The organism is Endozoicomonas sp. SESOKO1 (genome assembly GCF_024606265.1).
GTDB lineage: Bacteria > Pseudomonadota > Gammaproteobacteria > Pseudomonadales > Endozoicomonadaceae > Endozoicomonas.
In genome coordinates this window covers 1-18369 of the sequence record NZ_JAHHPP010000344.1, presented here as the reverse complement: position 1 = coordinate 18369, position 18369 = coordinate 1, and the positions used below count along the sequence as shown (strand labels likewise).

At 47.9% G+C, this 18369-nt stretch carries 18 protein-coding genes; 14 read left to right on the top strand and 4 right to left on the bottom strand.

Annotation, left to right across the window (positions count from 1 at the left end; translation table 11 throughout):
- Positions 1 to 234 precede the first annotated feature (234 nt).
- A complete protein-coding gene (locus KDK13_RS15475) occupies positions 235 to 1590 on the top strand; it encodes an integrase family protein (RefSeq protein ID WP_257285875.1) in 1356 nt (451 codons plus the stop codon).
- Positions 1591 to 1722: 132 nt separating this feature from the next.
- Here the strand turns inward: KDK13_RS15475 and KDK13_RS15470 are convergent, their stop codons facing one another.
- The 4 genes from KDK13_RS15470 to KDK13_RS15455 form a co-directional block, all read right to left on the bottom strand.
- Positions 1723 to 2469 (bottom strand): hypothetical protein, encoded by a 747-nt coding sequence (locus KDK13_RS15470; RefSeq protein ID WP_257285874.1) that lies wholly within the window; start codon positions 2467 to 2469, stop codon positions 1723 to 1725.
- Positions 2470 to 2472: 3 nt separating this feature from the next.
- Entirely contained in the window at positions 2473 to 2832 is a 360-nt protein-coding gene (locus tag KDK13_RS15465; protein ID WP_257285873.1) for a hypothetical protein, read from the bottom strand.
- A 158-nt stretch (positions 2833 to 2990) separates the two neighbouring features.
- Positions 2991 to 3767: a reverse transcriptase domain-containing protein gene (locus tag KDK13_RS15460; RefSeq protein ID WP_257285872.1), complete on the bottom strand. Its 777-nt coding sequence runs from the start codon at positions 3765 to 3767 to the stop codon at positions 2991 to 2993.
- Complete coding sequence (locus KDK13_RS15455) at positions 3739 to 3915, bottom strand: hypothetical protein (protein ID WP_257285876.1); 177 nt, start codon at positions 3913 to 3915, stop codon at positions 3739 to 3741. The genes KDK13_RS15460 and KDK13_RS15455 overlap by 29 nt, the downstream gene beginning before the upstream one ends.
- Positions 3916 to 4272: 357 nt before the next feature.
- Here KDK13_RS15455 and KDK13_RS15450 point away from each other — a divergent pair, with 357 nt between their 5' ends.
- The 13 genes from KDK13_RS15450 to KDK13_RS15390 all read left to right on the top strand — a co-directional run bounded on the left by KDK13_RS15450 (position 4273) and on the right by KDK13_RS15390 (position 17379).
- Positions 4273 to 6489, top strand: a complete 2217-nt coding sequence (locus KDK13_RS15450) for an N-6 DNA methylase (protein WP_257285871.1) — start codon at positions 4273 to 4275, stop codon at positions 6487 to 6489.
- Positions 6486 to 7670 (top strand): restriction endonuclease subunit S, encoded by a 1185-nt coding sequence (locus tag KDK13_RS15445; protein WP_257285870.1) that lies wholly within the window; start codon positions 6486 to 6488, stop codon positions 7668 to 7670. The genes KDK13_RS15450 and KDK13_RS15445 overlap by 4 nt, the downstream gene beginning before the upstream one ends.
- On the top strand, positions 7667 to 10909 hold the full coding sequence (locus KDK13_RS15440; protein ID WP_257285869.1) for a type I restriction endonuclease subunit R: 3243 nt from the start codon (positions 7667 to 7669) through the stop codon (positions 10907 to 10909). The genes KDK13_RS15445 and KDK13_RS15440 overlap by 4 nt, the downstream gene beginning before the upstream one ends.
- Positions 10910 to 11037: 128 nt before the next feature.
- Positions 11038 to 11697 carry a hypothetical protein gene (locus KDK13_RS15435; RefSeq protein ID WP_257285868.1) on the top strand — a complete coding sequence of 220 codons (660 nt, stop codon included), beginning with the start codon at positions 11038 to 11040 and terminating at the stop codon, positions 11695 to 11697.
- Positions 11698 to 11844: 147 nt separating this feature from the next.
- Entirely contained in the window at positions 11845 to 12159 is a 315-nt protein-coding gene (locus KDK13_RS15430; protein WP_257285867.1) for an AlpA family transcriptional regulator, read from the top strand.
- Between the two features lie 2 nt (positions 12160 to 12161).
- Positions 12162 to 13037, top strand: coding sequence for a toprim domain-containing protein (locus KDK13_RS15425; protein ID WP_257285866.1), 876 nt, complete (start codon positions 12162 to 12164; stop codon positions 13035 to 13037).
- Positions 13030 to 14709: a hypothetical protein gene (locus KDK13_RS15420; RefSeq protein WP_257285865.1), complete on the top strand. Its 1680-nt coding sequence runs from the start codon at positions 13030 to 13032 to the stop codon at positions 14707 to 14709. Before KDK13_RS15425 ends, KDK13_RS15420 begins: the two co-directional genes overlap by 8 nt.
- Positions 14706 to 15092, top strand: coding sequence for a hypothetical protein (locus tag KDK13_RS15415; protein WP_257285864.1), 387 nt, complete (start codon positions 14706 to 14708; stop codon positions 15090 to 15092). Before KDK13_RS15420 ends, KDK13_RS15415 begins: the two co-directional genes overlap by 4 nt.
- Positions 15089 to 15487, top strand: a complete 399-nt coding sequence (locus tag KDK13_RS15410; RefSeq protein WP_257285863.1) for a terminase small subunit — start codon at positions 15089 to 15091, stop codon at positions 15485 to 15487. The genes KDK13_RS15415 and KDK13_RS15410 overlap by 4 nt, the downstream gene beginning before the upstream one ends.
- Positions 15488 to 15572: 85 nt before the next feature.
- Positions 15573 to 16238 carry a recombinase family protein gene (locus KDK13_RS15405; RefSeq protein ID WP_257285862.1) on the top strand — a complete coding sequence of 222 codons (666 nt, stop codon included), beginning with the start codon at positions 15573 to 15575 and terminating at the stop codon, positions 16236 to 16238.
- A gap of 159 nt (positions 16239 to 16397) precedes the next feature.
- Entirely contained in the window at positions 16398 to 16634 is a 237-nt protein-coding gene (locus KDK13_RS15400) for a hypothetical protein (RefSeq protein ID WP_257285861.1), read from the top strand.
- Complete coding sequence (locus tag KDK13_RS15395) at positions 16631 to 16921, top strand: hypothetical protein (RefSeq protein ID WP_257285860.1); 291 nt, start codon at positions 16631 to 16633, stop codon at positions 16919 to 16921. The genes KDK13_RS15400 and KDK13_RS15395 overlap by 4 nt, the downstream gene beginning before the upstream one ends.
- A 65-nt stretch (positions 16922 to 16986) precedes the next feature.
- Positions 16987 to 17379: a hypothetical protein gene (locus KDK13_RS15390; protein WP_257285859.1), complete on the top strand. Its 393-nt coding sequence runs from the start codon at positions 16987 to 16989 to the stop codon at positions 17377 to 17379.
- Positions 17380 to 18369 lie beyond the last annotated feature (990 nt).

The following is an 18369-nucleotide window of genomic DNA, read 5'->3' as shown; positions in this document are numbered from 1 at the left end:
TTGCTGTGTATGGTGCCGGCACCAAGAGTCGAACTCGGGACCCACTGATTACAAGGCCGGAAAAACCATAGTACCAAATTAGTTCATTATGTTGAAATTTGCTTGTAAATCCCTGTAATACCACTTATTTCAACGTATCAATGATTATCAGAACGTTCATTCCTGTTTCAGGAAATCTCACTTCTAACCTATAGTGTTACCCTATAGTGAATAATTAAATAGGTTCAGAGAATAATGACAATACTGACGGACGCAGAGGTTCGAAATATTCCTGATGGGAAAACCCGGTCAGAGTCTCTTGGGCGTGGGAATGGTGCCATGTTGTTCTGGCGGGAGCGGGGTAATGTGCAGTGTTACTACCGTTACTATTCTGGTAATCGTCCGACATTGATTCACATAGGGCCTTTTACTGAATCTAAAGCAGATGCCGGTTACTCCCTGAAGGAATGCCGGGAAAAAGCAAATGATCTGGCCAAGACTAAACGTGAAATTGGTAAGCAGGATTTGAAGCAGTATCTGGAGCTGGAAGCGGAAAAAGCCCGACTTGCTCAGATTGAAGCTCAGCGGCAAAAGGAGATTGAGGCAACCCGTGGCTCGCTGGCGGATTTGATTGCCGGGTATATCCAGCAGTTGGAGCGGGACGGGAAAGACAGTGTCAAGGAAGCAAAACGCTCCATGGAAAAAGACGTGATTCAGGCTTATCCAGCCATTGCCAAAAAGAAGGCTCGGGATATTACGCCAGATGATATCTGCGACATCATTGCCACTATTGTTGATCGGGATGCCAGGGTTCAGGCCAACCGAGTTCGATCACTGCTTCATGCTGCCTTCCAGTATGGCGCTCATGCTGATTACGATCCCGCCAGACGGGGCAACAAACGCTTTAACCTTGAACACAATCCTGTGGGCCTGATCAAAAAAGACAATGCTGCCGAGAAGACCCATGACCGAGTGCTGTCTGACCATGAGCTTCAGGACTTCTACCTGAATATTCACCATAGTTACAAAGTCGGCATTATTGCAGCCTGTCTGGTTCGCATGATGGTGGCCACTGCGGGCCAACGCCCGAAGATGTTGATTCGGTCAACCTGGCAGGATTATGACTTTGAACGCCGAACCATCACCCTGACCGAGCGCAAAGGTAGAGCGAAGCCAAGAAAACATGTGATCCCGTTTACGGCTCGGGCTATCCGGATAATGCGGATCGTCCAGGCCCATAACAGCGACTTACCCGGCCCCTTCTATACAGTCGGTGGCAAGGAGATGGGGCTGGATAGCCTGAAGAATGTTTTTAAATATTGGCATAACCACCGCACGAATAAAGCAATGGAGTTAAACCTGCCAGAACCGGAAAAGTTTACGGCGCGGGATATCCGACGAACCATCACCAACCTTATTACAGATGCCGGTGTCCGTCCGGAAGATAATGACCAGCTTCAGTCTCATGATCAGACTGGAGTGGTGAAGAAGCATTATGACCGACATCACCATCTGCCTCGAAAGCGAGCGGCAATTCGTCAGTATGATCGGCGGTTGAGCAGTGTGCTGACTGGCAGGAAGTGGAAAGCCGAGCAAATGTTAGTTCGATAAATAGGTAATCATTTGCAAGCAAATGCAAGAAAATCCAAGATCCAGAGGGGAGGCCATGACTCCCACTTATTCGTGGAAAAACGCAAAACTTACAACCAAAATTATCAGACAAATACGTGCATCGGCTTTAGGCTAGAATACTTTTTCAAAGTTGCATGTTTTTACCGAAAACTGTGAGTTTTTCTGATTCTCAGGTTGATACACCAGAACTTTATCACCACCTAAAAAAACAACACTTTCTGTCGATCTTGCCCATTCATCGGTGCATAAATGATTTGAGTCAAAGTCAGCCCATAGTGCAAACTGCTTAATCAACAAATCTTTATTAAAGCTTAAGCTTGCTATCCCACCCATGAAAGATGAAAGCAATAACACCATGACAAAACAGTAAGAGATTATTTTAAATGTAGATTTAGAGGCAACAATCAAAAAAGGCATAATCATTGCGCCTAAAACTGCCACATAAACTAATAAATTAAACAAAAAAGGTACTACTGATTCGTTGTAAATTAATCCGAAAGGAGTAAACAATAGAGAAAGGGTATTGTACGTTATACCAAGATTGCTGGCATCAATCAGAAATATCTCATTTATTTGGCTAGATGCCCATTTCCGGGCATAAATTCCGTATATAAAGACAAACCATGAAATGGTAATGCCTATATGCCATTTCTTGGTTTGACTTCTCAGTTTCATACCTGTTTCTGAATTAGAAAGCCATAATACAACCAATATGAACGGCAATATACCTGTATAAAACATTGTCATCATCGAAAGCAAAGCTGATTTGGTTACAAATGACAACAAAATACCAATAATCCAAATCAAAATTGCTCTGACATAGATATTCTTTATACACAAAAATAAATTATTGATCATTATTTAAAATTCTTCTTCTGTATCTTCTGCCAGCTCAGGATTAAATTCATAAAGTATGTCATTAAAATCAATCTTACCTTTCTTTAATCTATTTAGATCTTCCATAAGATAATTTTTTGCTTTGATGGTAGGGGCTCCATTTAATGCTGAAGATGAAATAAGGCCAAACCCACCTCTATCTAACTCAATAAGAACAATGCCGAAATGGTCAAGTTCAATAATGAGTTGCTCAATAAAAGCTGTTCGCAAGTATTGTCTTTTCGAAAGTCTTTTTACGGTTAATGCACTAACCCTGGCCCTGGTCTTACCAGAACGCTTATACAGTAAAGCAAGTAAAAGTGCGGATTCTCTGGGAGTTCTCATGACTGCATACCTTGAACAGAAAATCCTATTTTAGGATTTTTTTCTTTCTTGTCAAAAAAATCCTTAAAAAGGATTATTTTGCAAGGATAACAGGTTCTGTAAAGGCTCACTGAATGAAGAAAATTTGTGCAGATAGTTCACATCAAACATGCTGAATATTAGCCGCAGATTTGAGAAAAATCAGCCTGCTCCGGATTAACTGTCTCAATATAACCCACAATACCATCTTGCTGATATTCACTAACTGCTTCCATATAGTTACGCAAGAACAGGGACATTCGCCGATCATTGATCCTTAACTTGGAATGGGATAGCTCAATATTGAAAGCTGTGATCTTCTGGGCTGGCCCTTCTTCCTTGTCTGAGTTTAAAGGAAACCCTGATCTCTCTGCTGCGCCCTTCACCTGACCCAGAGCATCTTCAGCTTCTGTCAGAGACTGGGTCGAAATAATGATGTCGTCAACATAAACACTGACCGTCGTTTTTTTTGCCTTGCTCAACTCATGGAGTGCTGAGCCCAATTTGCTGTAACGCAGGCATATTGATGCAAGTATTGGGGACTGCACAAAGCCATAAGGCAGAATATGGGCTGAACCACCTGTATTGGGTGCCGGTACAGTTGAGGCAATGGCTATCTCTCTGGCACGCTCATAACCTAAACGAGACTTCAATGAGCGGGTAATACGGCTTCTGTTAATGGACGAGAAAAACTGACAAATATCAAGATGAATAAAGAACTGGCCCGAGGTATGAGACCTTATAGCTTCAACATGGCCACCCTGTCGGAGATGATAATAATAATTGGGAGCGGACCAACACCCCTCCACACACCTTTTTATGATTCTGCCACCCACCTTCGATTCTCTGGTTGGTACAAAAACCCAGGAGCCAGAATGAAGCTGAAACTTATTGGACCATTTTGGGGGTGAAGGCATAATCTCCGAATCTGTTTGAGTAGTTAAAAGCCATGCTCAGAAGCGGAAGTAACTCGGAATAGCATTCAGCACCGGTTTGCACCAGTTTCAAAATGCTTATCGCAAGCAATACACGCTTCTGAGCCAGGCGGTAATTGAATTTCTTCATAATTACCTCCTCATCTCAGAATCCCGGCATACCCAGCGCAAAGCGCATGACTTTAAAACCAACGGAGGCGACCATAGTGAAGCACAGCGAGTCAACTAACGGTCGTCCATAGATCACAGAGTGACAGAGACGAGGATAGGCGGCGCGATGCCCCTATCGCCGGGACAGGATAAGTTAGCATTTTATGGAACTATGGATCAACAAGCACAATACGTCACTGTAGAACCCCTTCATTGCAACCAGTAGAATGATCCGTTTCATCATCACTGAGCAGGCTCTGAGCATTCCACGAACAATATTCTTATTCGGGGCTGCCATTATTGCCTTGAAAATTGCGTTGAACGCTTTGGAGAAAGCATGTCCCAACTGGAAAATATCGAAGCCATCGAAAAACGCCTGTGGAAGGCTGCTGACACGTTGCGTGGTAATTCTGAACTGGCAAGCAATGAATATTTTCTGCCGGTAATGGGGCTGATTTTTCTGCGTCATGCCTACAGCCGCTTCCTTGCCGCACGGCGTGATATTGTTGCCAGCCTTCCCAGTCGTGGTGGCAAGACCCGAGATGTGACCAAGGAGGACTTTTCCGGGAAAGGGGCCATTTTCCTCAAGCCGGAAGCTCAGTTCGATTATCTGGTTGCCCTGACCGATGCTGACGACCGCAGTGGTGCCATTATTCAGGCGATGGAGTCCATCGAGTCGGAATACAAAAACCTGGAAGGTCAGTTGCCCAAACAGGAATACCGCAATATTCCCAACGATGTTCTGAAAATCCTGCTGAACACCCTGAACCCGGAAGAGCTGCAAAAAGCCAGCGGTGATATTTTTGGCCGTATCTATGAATACTTCCTCACCCAGTTTGCTGACCAGGGGGCGCACGATGGCGGTGAGTTCTTTACGCCGGTGTCACTGGTGCAGTTGATCGTTAATATTCTGGAACCCGACCACGGCAAGATTTTTGACCCGGCCTGTGGCTCTGGCGGTATGTTTGTGCAAAGCGCCCACTTTATGGAGCGCCACAAGCAGAACCCTCAGCAGCTTACCTTTTTTGGTCATGAGAAAAACCGCGTGACCACTCGCCTGGCCAAAATGAATCTGGCGGTGCATGGCCTGGAAGGTAATGTAGAAGGGGGCGACAGTGCCATCACTTACTACAAAGACCCTCATGCCGGGCTATTCGGCACGGTGGATTATGTGATGGCCAATCCGCCGTTTAATGTGGATGAAGTGGCGGCGGACAAGGTAAAGAATGACCCTCGCCTGCCCTTCGGCCTGCCCGGAGAGAACAAAAGCAAAAAGGTGCCCAATGCCAACTATCTGTGGATTCAGTATTTCTACAGCTATTTGAACAGCACGGGCAAAGCGGGCTTTGTTATGTCCTCCCAGGCATCCAGCGCCGGGCGGGATGAAGCGACGGTGAGAGCCGATCTGGTCAAGACCGGTGATGTGGATGTGATGGTGGATATCCGGGGTAACTTCTTTTACACCCGTTCGGTGCCCTGCCAGCTCTGGTTTTTGAATAAGGCAAAACCGGCACAGCACAAAGACAAGGTGCTGATGATTGATGCCCGTAATGTCTACCGCAAAGTGACCCGCAAGATTTTCGACTTCAGCCCGGAGCAGCAGCAGAACCTGACCGCGATTGTCTGGCTGTACCGGGGAGAGTATCGGCGGTTTATTAAGCTGGTGATTGAGTATCTGAATGAAACCCTGATTCGTTTGACCGATGCACTGTTACCCACCCAACATCAGCGGGGTTTGCTTTGGTGTGCAGTAAAAATGCAACGCCAACTGAAAACCCTGCGTGGTGCCGTGACCGATCTGGAAACGCCGCCTGACCTTGATCTGGAGGGTTTCAATCACACCCTTGAGCAGCTTTGCACCAGCCTGGCCGGATTAAAGCAGCAGGTTATTCCCTGCCATCCGGCAGCCAGTGACCTGCCGCTGGATGACGTGCATCAGCTTGAGCAGGCCTACCAGCCTTTTGCCGACACCTGTCGTGATTTGATTAAGGATGTGGACCATGCCGTTAAGCTGGCAACAGGTATGACGCAACAGGCAATCCGCCAAATTCGGGAAGAATTGCTGGCTAAGGATGGGGAGGCCAATGAACTATCAGCGACCATGAAATCCGGTACCGCCGATGTAGCCGCCATGGTCAGCCATGAGCAAAAGCTGAAAACCCTGAAGGATGAGATCAACGGTCTGGGCAAACGGCGCACGGAATTGCAGCGTAATGGCAAAGCCATTGAAGAGTGGCGTAAGGTGGCGGTTGAACAGTTTAAGCAGGTGCGCTACTGCCACCAGCGGGCTCATTGGTTATTGTCCCGCTTCCCGGAAGCTCGCCTGTGTGATGTGGCAGGGCTGGTAAAGCTGGTCACACTGGCAGAGATTGAAGCCGCCGACTGGAGCCTGACGCCGGGGCGGTATGTGGGTGTGGCACCAGAAGCGGTGGATGAGGATTTTGATTTTGAAGCAGCGCTTAAGGATATCCATATTGAGCTGGAAGGGCTGAATCAGGAAGCGGTGGAGTTGGCAGCTAGGATTGCCCGTAACTTTGAGGGGTTGGGGGTATGAGTTGGGCCGTTCGGAGGATGGATGAAGTTGCAGAGTTATCATTAGGCAAAATGCTTGATGAGAAAAAGAATAAAGGTGAACCCTTACCTTATCTGGCAAATCTGAATGTGCGCTGGGGAGAGTTTGACCTTAAAGACCTTAGAACTATGCGGTTTGAAGGCCATGAGCTTGAACGCTTCTCCATTCGTGCAGGCGATATCATAATGTGTGAAGGTGGAGAGCCCGGTCGTTGTGCTTTATGGAAAGAAGAGCAAAGCTTAATGATACAGAAAGCACTTCACCGGATACGTCCAAAACCTGCGATAAATAGTACCTTTTTATATTACAGCCTTCTGAATATTGGCAAATCAGGAGGGTTCACTCCTTATTTCACAGGCTCGACGATAAAGCACCTTCCTAAACAGCAGCTTGCACAAGTTGAAATAAGGATACCAAAGGAAGAAACCCAGAATCAGATTGCAGCAGTATTATGTGAGTATGACAATCTAATCAAAAACAACCGTCGTCGTATTGTGTTACTGGAAGAGTCAGCCCGGCTGCTTTATCAGGAGTGGTTTGTTCACTTGCGCTTTCCCGGCCATGAGCATGTCAAGATAACGGATGGGGTACCGGAGGGGTGGTACAGAATCACTCTTTCGGAGCTTTGCCAGCAGAAGAAAAAAATTGTAAAGCCAGAAAGCTTTGGTGTGGATACGCCATACATTGGCCTTGAACATATGCCCCGACGTTCGATTACTCTAAACCTTTGGGAAAACTCAGCAAAAGTTAACAGCAATAAATATTGGTTTGATCAGGGTGACATACTATTTGGCAAAATCAGGCCATATTTCCACAAAATTGGCTTTACATTGTGCTCAGGCATAACTTCCTCTGATGCAATAGTGATACAAGCCAAGAGCAAAGAGTTATACAGTTTCACACTGATGTATTTATCCAGTGACTTCTTTATATCATTGGCATCAAAGACAGTTAGAGAAGGATCAAAGATGCCCAGAGCAGACTGGAAATACCTGACAAAAACGAGTTTATTGCTGCCAGATAAGCGCCTTCTTTTGCAATTTGATGAACAGATTCAAGGCATTCTTAAACAGTTATCGACCTTGTCAAAATTTAATCAAAATCTGGCGAACGCTCGGGATTTACTACTCCCACGCCTGATGAACGGAGAACTAACCCCATGAAAAGGACGACCGAGGATGCCCTGGCACAAGAGCCCACGGCAGACTTTCTGCTTCAGGACCTGAACTGGAATGAGTCAATCTTTGCCCAGAATGAGGTTTTTGGTAAAGAAGGCACCCTTGGTCGTGAGTCCGATAGAGAGGTGGTGCTGACCCGCTATCTGGGAGAACAACTGATCAAACTGAACCCCGGCCTGCCCGACAGTGCCTATCGGGATGCATTGCAGGAGGTGGTCAGCATCAGCAGTTCATCGTCCATGCTGGCCGCCAACCAGGAAAAAGCGGCACTGCATAAAAAAGGGGTGAAGGTTACCTGTCAGGATGAAAACGGGCAGCGGGTGCAAAAGTATCTGCGGCTGTTTGATTTTGACAACCCGGAGAATAACCATTTCCTGGTGGTGCGGGAATTCTGGGTACGGGGCGATATCTACCGACGACGGGCGGATATTATCGGCTTTGTCAATGGCATCCCGCTGGTGTTTATGGAGCTGAAGAATGTCCATAAAGAGCTGCGTGCCGCCTATGACCAGAACCTGTCTGACTATAAAGACACCATCCCCCATCTGTTTCATCACAATGCCTTTATTGTGCTGGGCAATGGCATTGAAGCCAAAATCGGCTCCCTGACCAGCCGGTATGAACATTTTAATAACTGGAAACGTCTGCACGAGGAGGAGCCGGGTGTGGTGGATATGGCCACACTGTTAAAAGGCACCTGTAGCAAAACCAACCTGATGGACCTGTTTGAGAACTTTATCCTGTTTGATGAGAGTTCCGGTGAGTTAATTAAGGTGGTGGCACGAAACCATCAGTTTCTGGGGGTGAATGAAGCGGTTCAGGCGGTGGTTGAGCGGGAAGCGCGGGAACGGAAGCTTGGGGTGTTCTGGCATACCCAGGGTTCTGGCAAGTCCTATTCCATTGTCTTCTTTACCCGCAAGGTGCATCGCAAGCTGGGTGGGAATTTTACCTTTCTGATCGTGACGGACCGGGATGATCTGGATACCCAGATTTACAGCACTTTTGCCGGGTGCGGGCTGGTCAACCATGACCAAGACCCCTGTGTTGCCGCCAGTGGCAATGACCTGCAACAGTTACTGGGGCAACAAAAGAACTATGTGTTCACGCTGGTGCAGAAATTCAACAAGAAGGTAACGGTCCCCTATTCCAACCGTAACGACATTATTGTGGTGACCGATGAAGCACACCGCACCCAGTACGGCACCCTGTCGCTGAATATGCGTGACGCCCTGCCAAACGCCAGCTTTATTGGCTTTACCGGAACGCCGTTGTTCAGCGATGACCAGATTACCGCCAAGGTGTTTGGTGATTATGTCTCCACCTATGATTTCCAGCGGGCCGTTGAGGACGGTGCCACGGTACCTCTTTATTACGATGCCCGGGGCGAGGAACTGGTGTTTAAGGATGACGAAGGCAAAGAGCATTCGGTGGCCTCGCCCAAAGGGTTGAATGAGAAGATTGCCGAGAAGCTGGAAAAGCTTGAAATTGACGATGTGAATGTGGAGCAGCGCCTGGAGCGGGCACTGAAACGGGATTATCACATCATCACCGCTACCAGCCGACTGGACCAGATTGCACGGGATTTCGTCCGCCATTATGCCAACGGCTGGGAGAGCGGCAAGGCCATGATGGTGTGCATTGATAAAGTGACCTGTGCCCGTATGCACAAGCTGGTGATGTTCTACTGGGAAGAGCATATCCGGGAGCGGGAAGCCGACCTGAAGAACGCCAGGGATGAACAGGATAAGATCTGGCGCAAACGACAGATTCAGTGGATGAAAGAGACCCTGATGGCCGTAGTGGTGTCGGAAGAGCAGGGAGAGGTTCAGAAGTTTAAACAGTGGCACCTGGATATTCTCCCCCATCGCCAGCTGATGAAAGAGGGCTTTGCCCTGGCCGATGGCAAGCGACTGAATATGGAAGAGGCCTTTAAGAAAAAGGATCATCCCTTTCGGGTGGCCATTGTCTGTGCCATGTGGCTAACCGGGTTTGATGTGCCGACGCTTTCGACACTCTACCTGGATAAACCGCTGAAGGCCCATACGCTGATGCAGGCCATTGCCCGGGCTAACCGGGTGGCTGAAGGCAAGAGCAACGGGCTGATTGTCGATTACTGCGGCATTCTGAAAAGCCTGCGCAAAGCGTTGAGTACCTTTGCCGGACGGGGCGACGATGGCCGGGGTAAAGATGATGGCGGAGTGGACCCGAACCACCCCAATACCGAGCTGCTGGATAAACTGGCCGAGGCGATTACCTTTGTCCGCAACTTTCTTAAGCAGCAGGGATTTGAGTTTGATGATCTGCTGAAGCAAACCGGGTTTGACCTGAATGCGGCCATTGATGAAGCCAAAGAGGCGATCAATGAGAATGACAAGACCCGCAAGCAGTTTGGCATTATGGCCCGGGAGGTGTTTAAGCTGTTCCGGGCCTGTATCAATGTCAGCGGGGTTCAGCAGTACCGGGATGAGCGGGATGCGATCAATATTGTCTACAAGCGGTTGCAGCAGGATCAGGAAAAGGCGGATATCTCCCATATTATTCAGGAACTGCACGGTATTGTGGACTCTGCCATTGAGACCCGCAGTGAGGTTCGGGATGAGGACGACCAGAGCCGTTTATACGATATCAGCAAGATTGATTTTGACCGGCTGAAAAGTGAGTTCGAAGCCTCAAAGCAGAAGCGCACCACCGTTCAGAGCCTGAAAACGGCCATTGACCAGCGGCTGCATAAGCTAATGATTCAGAACCCTCTGCGGACCGATTACCGGGATCATTACGAGCGGCTGGTGAAGGAGTACAACCAGGAAAAGAACCGGGTAGTGATTGAGAAAACCTTTGAAGAGCTGCTGAAGCTGGCAGACCAGCTGAACGATGAGCAGAACCGCGCCGTTCGCGAAGGGCTGGATGAGGAGACCCTGGCGCTGTATGACATTCTCAGGAAACCCGATTTAAGCAAGAAAGAGATTGCCGCGATCAAGAAGGTGGCCACCGAACTGCTGGCCACCCTGAAGCGTGAGCGGCTGAAAGTGGCTAACTGGCGGGAGAAAGAGTCTGCCCGTGATGCGCTCCGTCAGCAGATTTATGATTTTCTGTATGATGACAAAACCGGGTTGCCAGTGGGTAACTATGAGGAGGCGGATATTGAGCATTTGACGGATGGGGTTTATCAGCATATTTACCGGGTTTATCCTTCGTTGCCTTCGCCGGTTTATGGTGTGCATTGAAGGAAAGTATGAGAGTAAAGTCAATTGTTAGTCTGTTGATGTGCTCATACTGCACAGCTTTACTGACAAAAATACTTCAGAGAGCTGCAAGACAATTTATATACAGTTTAGGCAAGGATTAAGGACGTATGGCAAAAGACTTGGAAGCATTACAGGAAAAACTGCTCCATAAATATATTCAAGATAAAAAAAAGAAACTATCGGATGAACTAGATCGAATAGTACATTTTACCCACGCATTACAACTTCAGCTTGAAAATTTAGCGAAAGATGAGCATACATTGGACTTTGATTGCCTAGAGCAATCTGAACGACAGGTTAAAGAGGCCATTGATGTTTTTCTTGCCCATGGAGCCCGATCACCGCAAGCTCTGCATTTCAGACAGGGCTCTCTGAGTCATGCGAGTCTCTACAAGCTACACACTAAATTGTGCAGTTATGAGAAGCTTGTTGAATCAGTCAATCGAGATTGCTTCGAACGAGTTCTTAAGTACGGAGAAGGAAGGCTGAACTGGATAGGCTCCCAAGGGCAATTTTGGCTTTTTACAAAATTACTTCCATTGCATGATGGCCACCGGTGGAAATCATGTACAAAGCTTTTCTCCTGGAGAGGTAAAGATTTTCCCTCCCGGTATACAGGCGATACACCATCGGCAAAAAATATGATTCTTTTGATCGATATAATGAGATGGTCTTTTAGTAAGAATCTGGTTAAGGAACAAATTAAGAATGATTACACTCTGTCAAAAGCAATAAAAAGTAGAGGTGTATATCCCACTGTTTTATAAGCACATTTTTTGGCTTTAAAAAAATTTATACCTGTAAATTGACCTGTATACAGGTATTACAGGTTTTTCCTGTCTTATTATGCCTCTTGCTGTACAGAGAATGCTGTTTTGCTCTGAGAGTTTTATTTTTCCACTCAGAGGCGGAATATGAAAAAAGCCAATATGAAACCTTCGCCTGATACCAATATTGGTACTCAGTTGCCTGGAACCCCACATATCAGCAAACCTTTAAGCTCACAAGTGCAACCTGAAAATATACAGGTACCAGCGCTTCCTCCATCCAAGATGGTTAGGCGACAAAAAATTTTAGACCATCTGGACCTTAGCCGCGCGACCCTCTACCGGCTTCTGGCAGAGAAAAAATTCCCCGCTCCCGTATATCTCCCTGGTGGAGGAGCCCGCTGGATTTGGTCTGAGGTGGAAGCCTGGGCTGAACAACGCATTCAGGAGCGGGAGGTCTGATCATGAACTTTCCGGAAAAGTACCTGGCTGTCCTGGCAGACAACGCTCTTTCCCCTGCCAAGCCTATTAACTTTATCAATGATGGCAAAATCCATCGCTACTGCGTCATGGGCGACCGGGTTGGTAGCAAAAATGGCTGGTATGTACTGCATGGCTCAGAGGTCATGGTTGCAGGATCATGGAAAACTTCCCAGCAGGTGGTCGTTCACAATGCAGAGCTGCAAACATTATCAGCCCACGAACGGCAACAGCGGCAGCGTGCCATTCAGGAAGCTCAGTCCAAGGCTGCGGTTGAGCAGTTGCGGCAATACTCAGTGACTGCCCGTAATGTCAAAAGCCTCTGGGAAGGTTCTCCCATAGCCGACAAGGATCACCCATACCTGATCGACAAACGGGTATCAGCCTACGGGCTTCGTCAGACTGGGGATAACCTGCTGGTACCACTCAGGGACGCCAGCGGGAAAATCTGGAGTGTTCAGTTCATCGAACCCAGTGGCAAAAAGTGGTTTGCCAAAGGTGGGCGTGTACGTGGTTGTTTCCACTTGATTGGCGATCCGGGGACAAAAGGCACATTGATGGTCTGTGAGGGGTACGCCACCGGCGCGTCAATCTTCAATGTTCTCGGCAATCCCGTGTTTATTGCTTTTAACGCCGGAAACCTGATCCATGCAGCAAAGGCCATTAAAGAGGCTTACGGATCTTACATTATGATGATGGCCGATAATGACCGCCAAACGCCGGGAAATCCGGGCATTACCCAGGCTATGAAAGCGGCACTTGCGGTAAATGGAAACATACTCTGGCCTCCTTTCAGCGAGGGTCAGCCGGGTACAGATTTTAACGACTGGCTGGTTCCTAAAGGAGTGGACCATGAGTAAAAAAAATGACAGCCAGGATTCACTTCAATCATTGATGGAGTCTGCCGCTTCGGCGGCTCCCAATGCCTCAGTTCTGGATCGGATAATCACTTTGGCCAGAGCCAACTGTGATCTATTCACCGATGAAGCCGGGAAAGCCTATGCCTCATTCAGTAATAGCCGTGGTATTCGAGAGACCTGGGGAGTTGAGACCAGCGCATTTCGCAAGACTTTAAATCATTGGCACTACCAGGCTTGTCAGAAAGTGGCGAAGAAGGATGTCATCAGCGAATCCTGTGAGCAGTTGGCTGGCTTTGCCGCTCTTGAGGGTGTGAAGCACTCTGTTTTTATCCGCACCGCTTATGCTGATGATCACTATTATCTGGACCTCTGTAACGATGACTGGAGTGTTGTAGAAATATCCTCGGCGGGTTGGCAGGTTTTGCCTGTCAGCCCAGTGAAGTTTATCCGGTCCGATACGATGCAGCCCTTACCAGTACCTGTTGACGGTGGTGATATCAACGAGCTATGGCAATTGATGAATGTATCTGAGGAAGATCGTCTTTTGGTCTTAACCTGGATACTCGATTGTTACAGGCAAAATACGCAAAAGCTGGTACTGGAGCTTCTTGGTGGCCATGGTCGTGGAAAGAGTGAAACCACTCGGGTATTGCGGGGGCTTATTGACCCCAATACCGCATCTCTGCGTCGTATCTCCAGGCAGGATGAAGCGTTGTTTGTCAGTGCCCAGGCCAACTGGATACTGACCTATGATAATGTCAGTCATCTGACCGATGATCAGCAGGACTTACTGTGTCAGCTCTGTACCGGTGCGGCTTTTGTGAAACGAACGGCATACTCTAATGCTGATGAAACGGTTCTGAGCGCCCTGCGACCTCAAATCATCAACGGTATAACACCTGTGGCCACCCGGCTTGATTTGATTGATCGCTGTATCAGTACTGAACTTCCACCTCTCCTGCCTGAAAAACGAACCAGTGAGACCGACCTGAAGCAGAGGTTCGTTAAGGCTCAACCTTCTCTGCTGGGGTCATTGCTGCAATTACTTGCTGATGCACTCAAGCGCTTGCCAGATGTCCATATTGATGAGTTACCCCGGATGGCTGACTTCGCCTTGCTTGGTGAGGCTGTCTGCCAGGTCCTGGAGAGTAAGCTTCCTTTTATGGCCATTTTTCAGCGCAATAGCCATGCACTGATCACCAGCAGTCTTGAGGGCAGCCCGGTGGCCAATACCCTGATGGCATTCTGCCAGCAGTATGGGGAGGGTGTGGTATTCAGTGGCATTGTCAGCCAACTATTCCATCGTTTAGGCAGTTTCAAGTCCGATTACCATGGATGGCCAAAGAGTCCGCGAGGATTTGGCAATGTGCTTCGTCGGGAACAGAGTGCGCTCAAGCTCATGGGGATAACGGTGAGCTTCACTGGCAAGCAGCGTCAGGGGCGCACCGTTGAAATCATTTATAAACCCATAGATCAAAGTGCACGACATCCACCACATGCACCGATGGCGCTCTCTACTGTTCCAGTGAATGCATATGGTGCACAACCATCTGATCAACATACACCAGAGAGACCTGATTGGCCTGTTTCCAGCGCACATGGTGACTGTTGTGCACATCGCGAAGCTGAAAATAAGTCTGACGATGATGAGCAGATAGAGCTGGCCATATGACTATGACTCCATTGCAGTTACTGACCTATCTGGAATTGCAGGGTGTTCGTTTAGCGGTCGACTCTACGGGGATTCTGAAAGCCGTTGGTCCCAAGTCCGTACTTACCCCGGTTACTGACCTGTTCCGGTATTACAAGCCTGAGCTGGTCAGTCTTATTACGCAGGATGGGTTTGATATTCTCGTGGTGAAAGAGGCCTTGCGGTTTATCTCCAACGGCCTTGCGGTCACACCCGAGCTACTGGTATTGAAATACTTTACGCCGGAGGACCTGATGGATCTCAGCACTGGGCAGTATCGCAACCTGACTGCATTGCGGGATCTTATCATCAGTGATCCTGACTACCCATTCAGGGATGAATGCAACACAGGAGGTGAACCGTGAACGTAAAGCAGGAACGCTTTGTAAATGCTTACCTGATGGATGGTAATGCGACCCGAGCGGCTCGTGAGGCGGGTTACAGTGAACGTTCAGCCCATACGCAGGGGAATAGAATGTTGAAAAATGATGAGGTTTTAAATGCCATTGCAGAGCGCACTGATGCGCTTCAGCAGGAAGCACTTATTACCGCAGAAAGTAAGCGGGATACCCTCTGGCGAATCGCCCAGTTCAATGCCCAGGTCATCGCTGATGATGAGGGTCAGCTCAAGATGCGTAACCCCAGGGCCGCCACCGCAGCCATTAGCGAGCTGAACAAGATGGATGGTGATTATCGCAAGAATGAGGGGCCGATAACACAGGTGAACTTCATTCAGGATTTCGGTGGCGGCGACGATTAACCCTTGCCACATGCACAACGGACGTTGTTGTTTGTAGCAAACCATCTATAACTGTTTATACCAATAAAAATAAAGATGTCAGAGGATGGTTGTGCAGTACGTCGTCTATCGCAGAGTTTCTACCCGTAAGCAGGGGGATTCCGGCCTTGGCCTTGAGGCGCAGGATCGGGATATCAGTCTTTATCTCCAGAATTATGAACCTGGCAATTATGAGTTGCTTGGCTCTTTCGTGGATGTCGAGAGCGGTACTCATGATGACCGGCCTGAGCTGGGCAAAGCCATGGATATGGCCAGAAAGACCGGTGCCACACTGCTGGTTTCCAAGCTGGACCGGTTGAGCAGGAAAGTCTCTTTTATTGCCTCGTTACTGGACGACAAACGGCTAAGTTTGAAAGTGGCCTGTATGCCCAATGCCGATAAGTTCCAGCTTCACATTTATGCAGCGCTGGCAGAGCAGGAGCGTGATTTTATTTCGGCCAGAACCAAAGCAGCACTGAAGGAGGCTAAAGCTCGGGGTACTCAACTGGGTGGCCTGAGGGATGCAACCCACAAGCGTAATCAGGCAGCCCGGCAACAAGCTCAGTATCGAGCGGATCGGCTTAAAGCGCTCGTCCTGCCAATGGTTGAACAGGGTAAAACAACTCGGCTGATTGCTGATGCACTCAATCGTGCAGGTATTCTCACCAGCCGGGGGAACCGGTGGCAGAGCGGACAGGTATCCAGGTTGATTGGTCGGCTCAGGGAGAAATGATGGGGGGGGGGGAGGTACCCGGTATGCTGGACATAACTTCCCTGTGCTGTTTTTTGAGCGTTGGGGGGTGGTACACGTGCGGTTTTGGTTTTGGTTTTGGTTTACTCAAAGATAATTTCGCCGACATAACTCATCACAATAGTCTTGATGAGAAAACCTATGAAAACTAACAGGTATGTGCCTTTCATTATGGGTGTGGGTGGAATTCTGGCAGCTATATGGGCTTTAACCACCCTTTCTGGAATCTGGGGATATGTGGTTGGTGTGCCTCTTCTTATGTTTGGTTGGCCATCATTAAAAACAGCGATTTTTGCCAGTGACCGGGAAGTGGCCGAGCTGACGGGGAAGCAACCCATGTCAGCAGAAACTAAAAGGAAGTTTGAGGATAGGTTATGAATCCTGTTCTTATCCTTACGGCTACAGGGCCAACGCTGGGAGCCATCGGTTATTTTAGTGAAGTTGCACCCTTATTTTGGACCGGAGTCTTCGTAGCAGCTTTCACTGTATTTATGAATGTGGCCTCAGGAGTTATTAAATTCCCATTTATAGAAACGGGTATAACTGTCTGTGCAGCTATCTACTTTGACCCATGGTTCACAGGTATAGGCATTGGACTGTTGATTGCCATGGCCTTGGATACCGTGTTTGAAATCATCGGATTTAGGCTTGAGGGGCGTTTGTAGCGTGATGTCTACATCAGTTCATAAGGAATTGTCAGGATAAAAATACTAATCAAGAAGAATAAGCTATGCAAAATACATTGCGTTGGATTTTTTGTCTGCCTGCGGCAGTTTTAGCCTCATGGTTAGCCTGGCTACTCATTTCTGTTCTCAATCGAATTACCATGGGAATGCAGGGGATAGACCCAGATTCCCTAACTTCCAGAGCTTTTATCGAGTTTATTTCCCATGCTGTGATGGGGGCAGTATTTGTTTATGTTGGAGCCAAGGTTGCACCAGCCCACCGCCAATATGTGGCGTATGTTTTTTCAGGTTTATCCTTTGTGACAGCAGGATTCTTATTATATCCCGCTCTTATTGTTGGCAGCCTCTGGGCTATTTGGGGCTTGATGTCGCTTTTAATAGGCGTGAGTGTCGTTTTGTATAATATTGGAACCGGCGAGATTCAGATTGATCCCTGACGAATTAATGCAACTACTCACCTTAGTAACACAGCTACTTATGACGACATCCAGCCGCACTGCCACGGATGTTGACTCAGCTTAAGAAGGAGAAATCGACTTACTGCTATCGTCGACTTGTCGGCCATAATCTCCTTTCCTTACTGTTGCTTCCAGTTTTATAGCAATGTAAGGAAGACCTGATGGCGACCTACGTAGAGGTAAAGAGTAGTCATGGGTTGAATTGACCAAGTCGGTTCTGTTTCATTTACTCACTCTGTTTTGGCGTAGTCCTGCCGTTTATCGGTAAGGTGTTCTTTATCAAACCATACCACTCTCCAGATAAGCTGGATTTATTGGCCGCTATTGCAGTTGCCATCTTTGCTAGAAAGTAGTTCCCTGCACTGACAAACCGAAATCTGCATGGAGTCGTCAGAGATATGCCCATCATCTTGCAATCAGCAGTATCTGATATAACTACTGGGAATGCTGGTGTGGTAGAACGTCCCTTACATAAAACAGGGCTTATGGAGATGACCTGTGGTTCAGGTTCCCCCTCTCCCCAGAAAAAGGAACTCAAATCCACAAGGAGATATGAGAACTTTTTCTCACAACTCAGCCCCTGCAAAATTTAGAACCCAGTCTAAGAGTGCTTAATGTCCAGATCAGAGCAAATGACGCTCACCACTCAAACCTATAGTGTTTGCTAAAAATAACTATAGGTGCAGCCCCAAAAAAATAGACTCTTCCAATTTCTCATACACGAATGTAAACCATGGCTTCGCCAGCACTATAGGCTCAATAAAAAGTAAGGCAGGTGCAGAAACGGTGCATTTAGCCAGAATATATAGGGGAAAAAGAGAAAATAGAGTGGCCGCTATAGGGTAGCGAGCAAAAAACCTATAGTAGAACCTATAGTGAATCGCAGAAAGCAAAAAGCCCGAAGTGCATACTAGCGCTTCGGGCTTTGCTGTGTATGGTGCCGGCACCAAGAGTCGAACTCGGGACCCA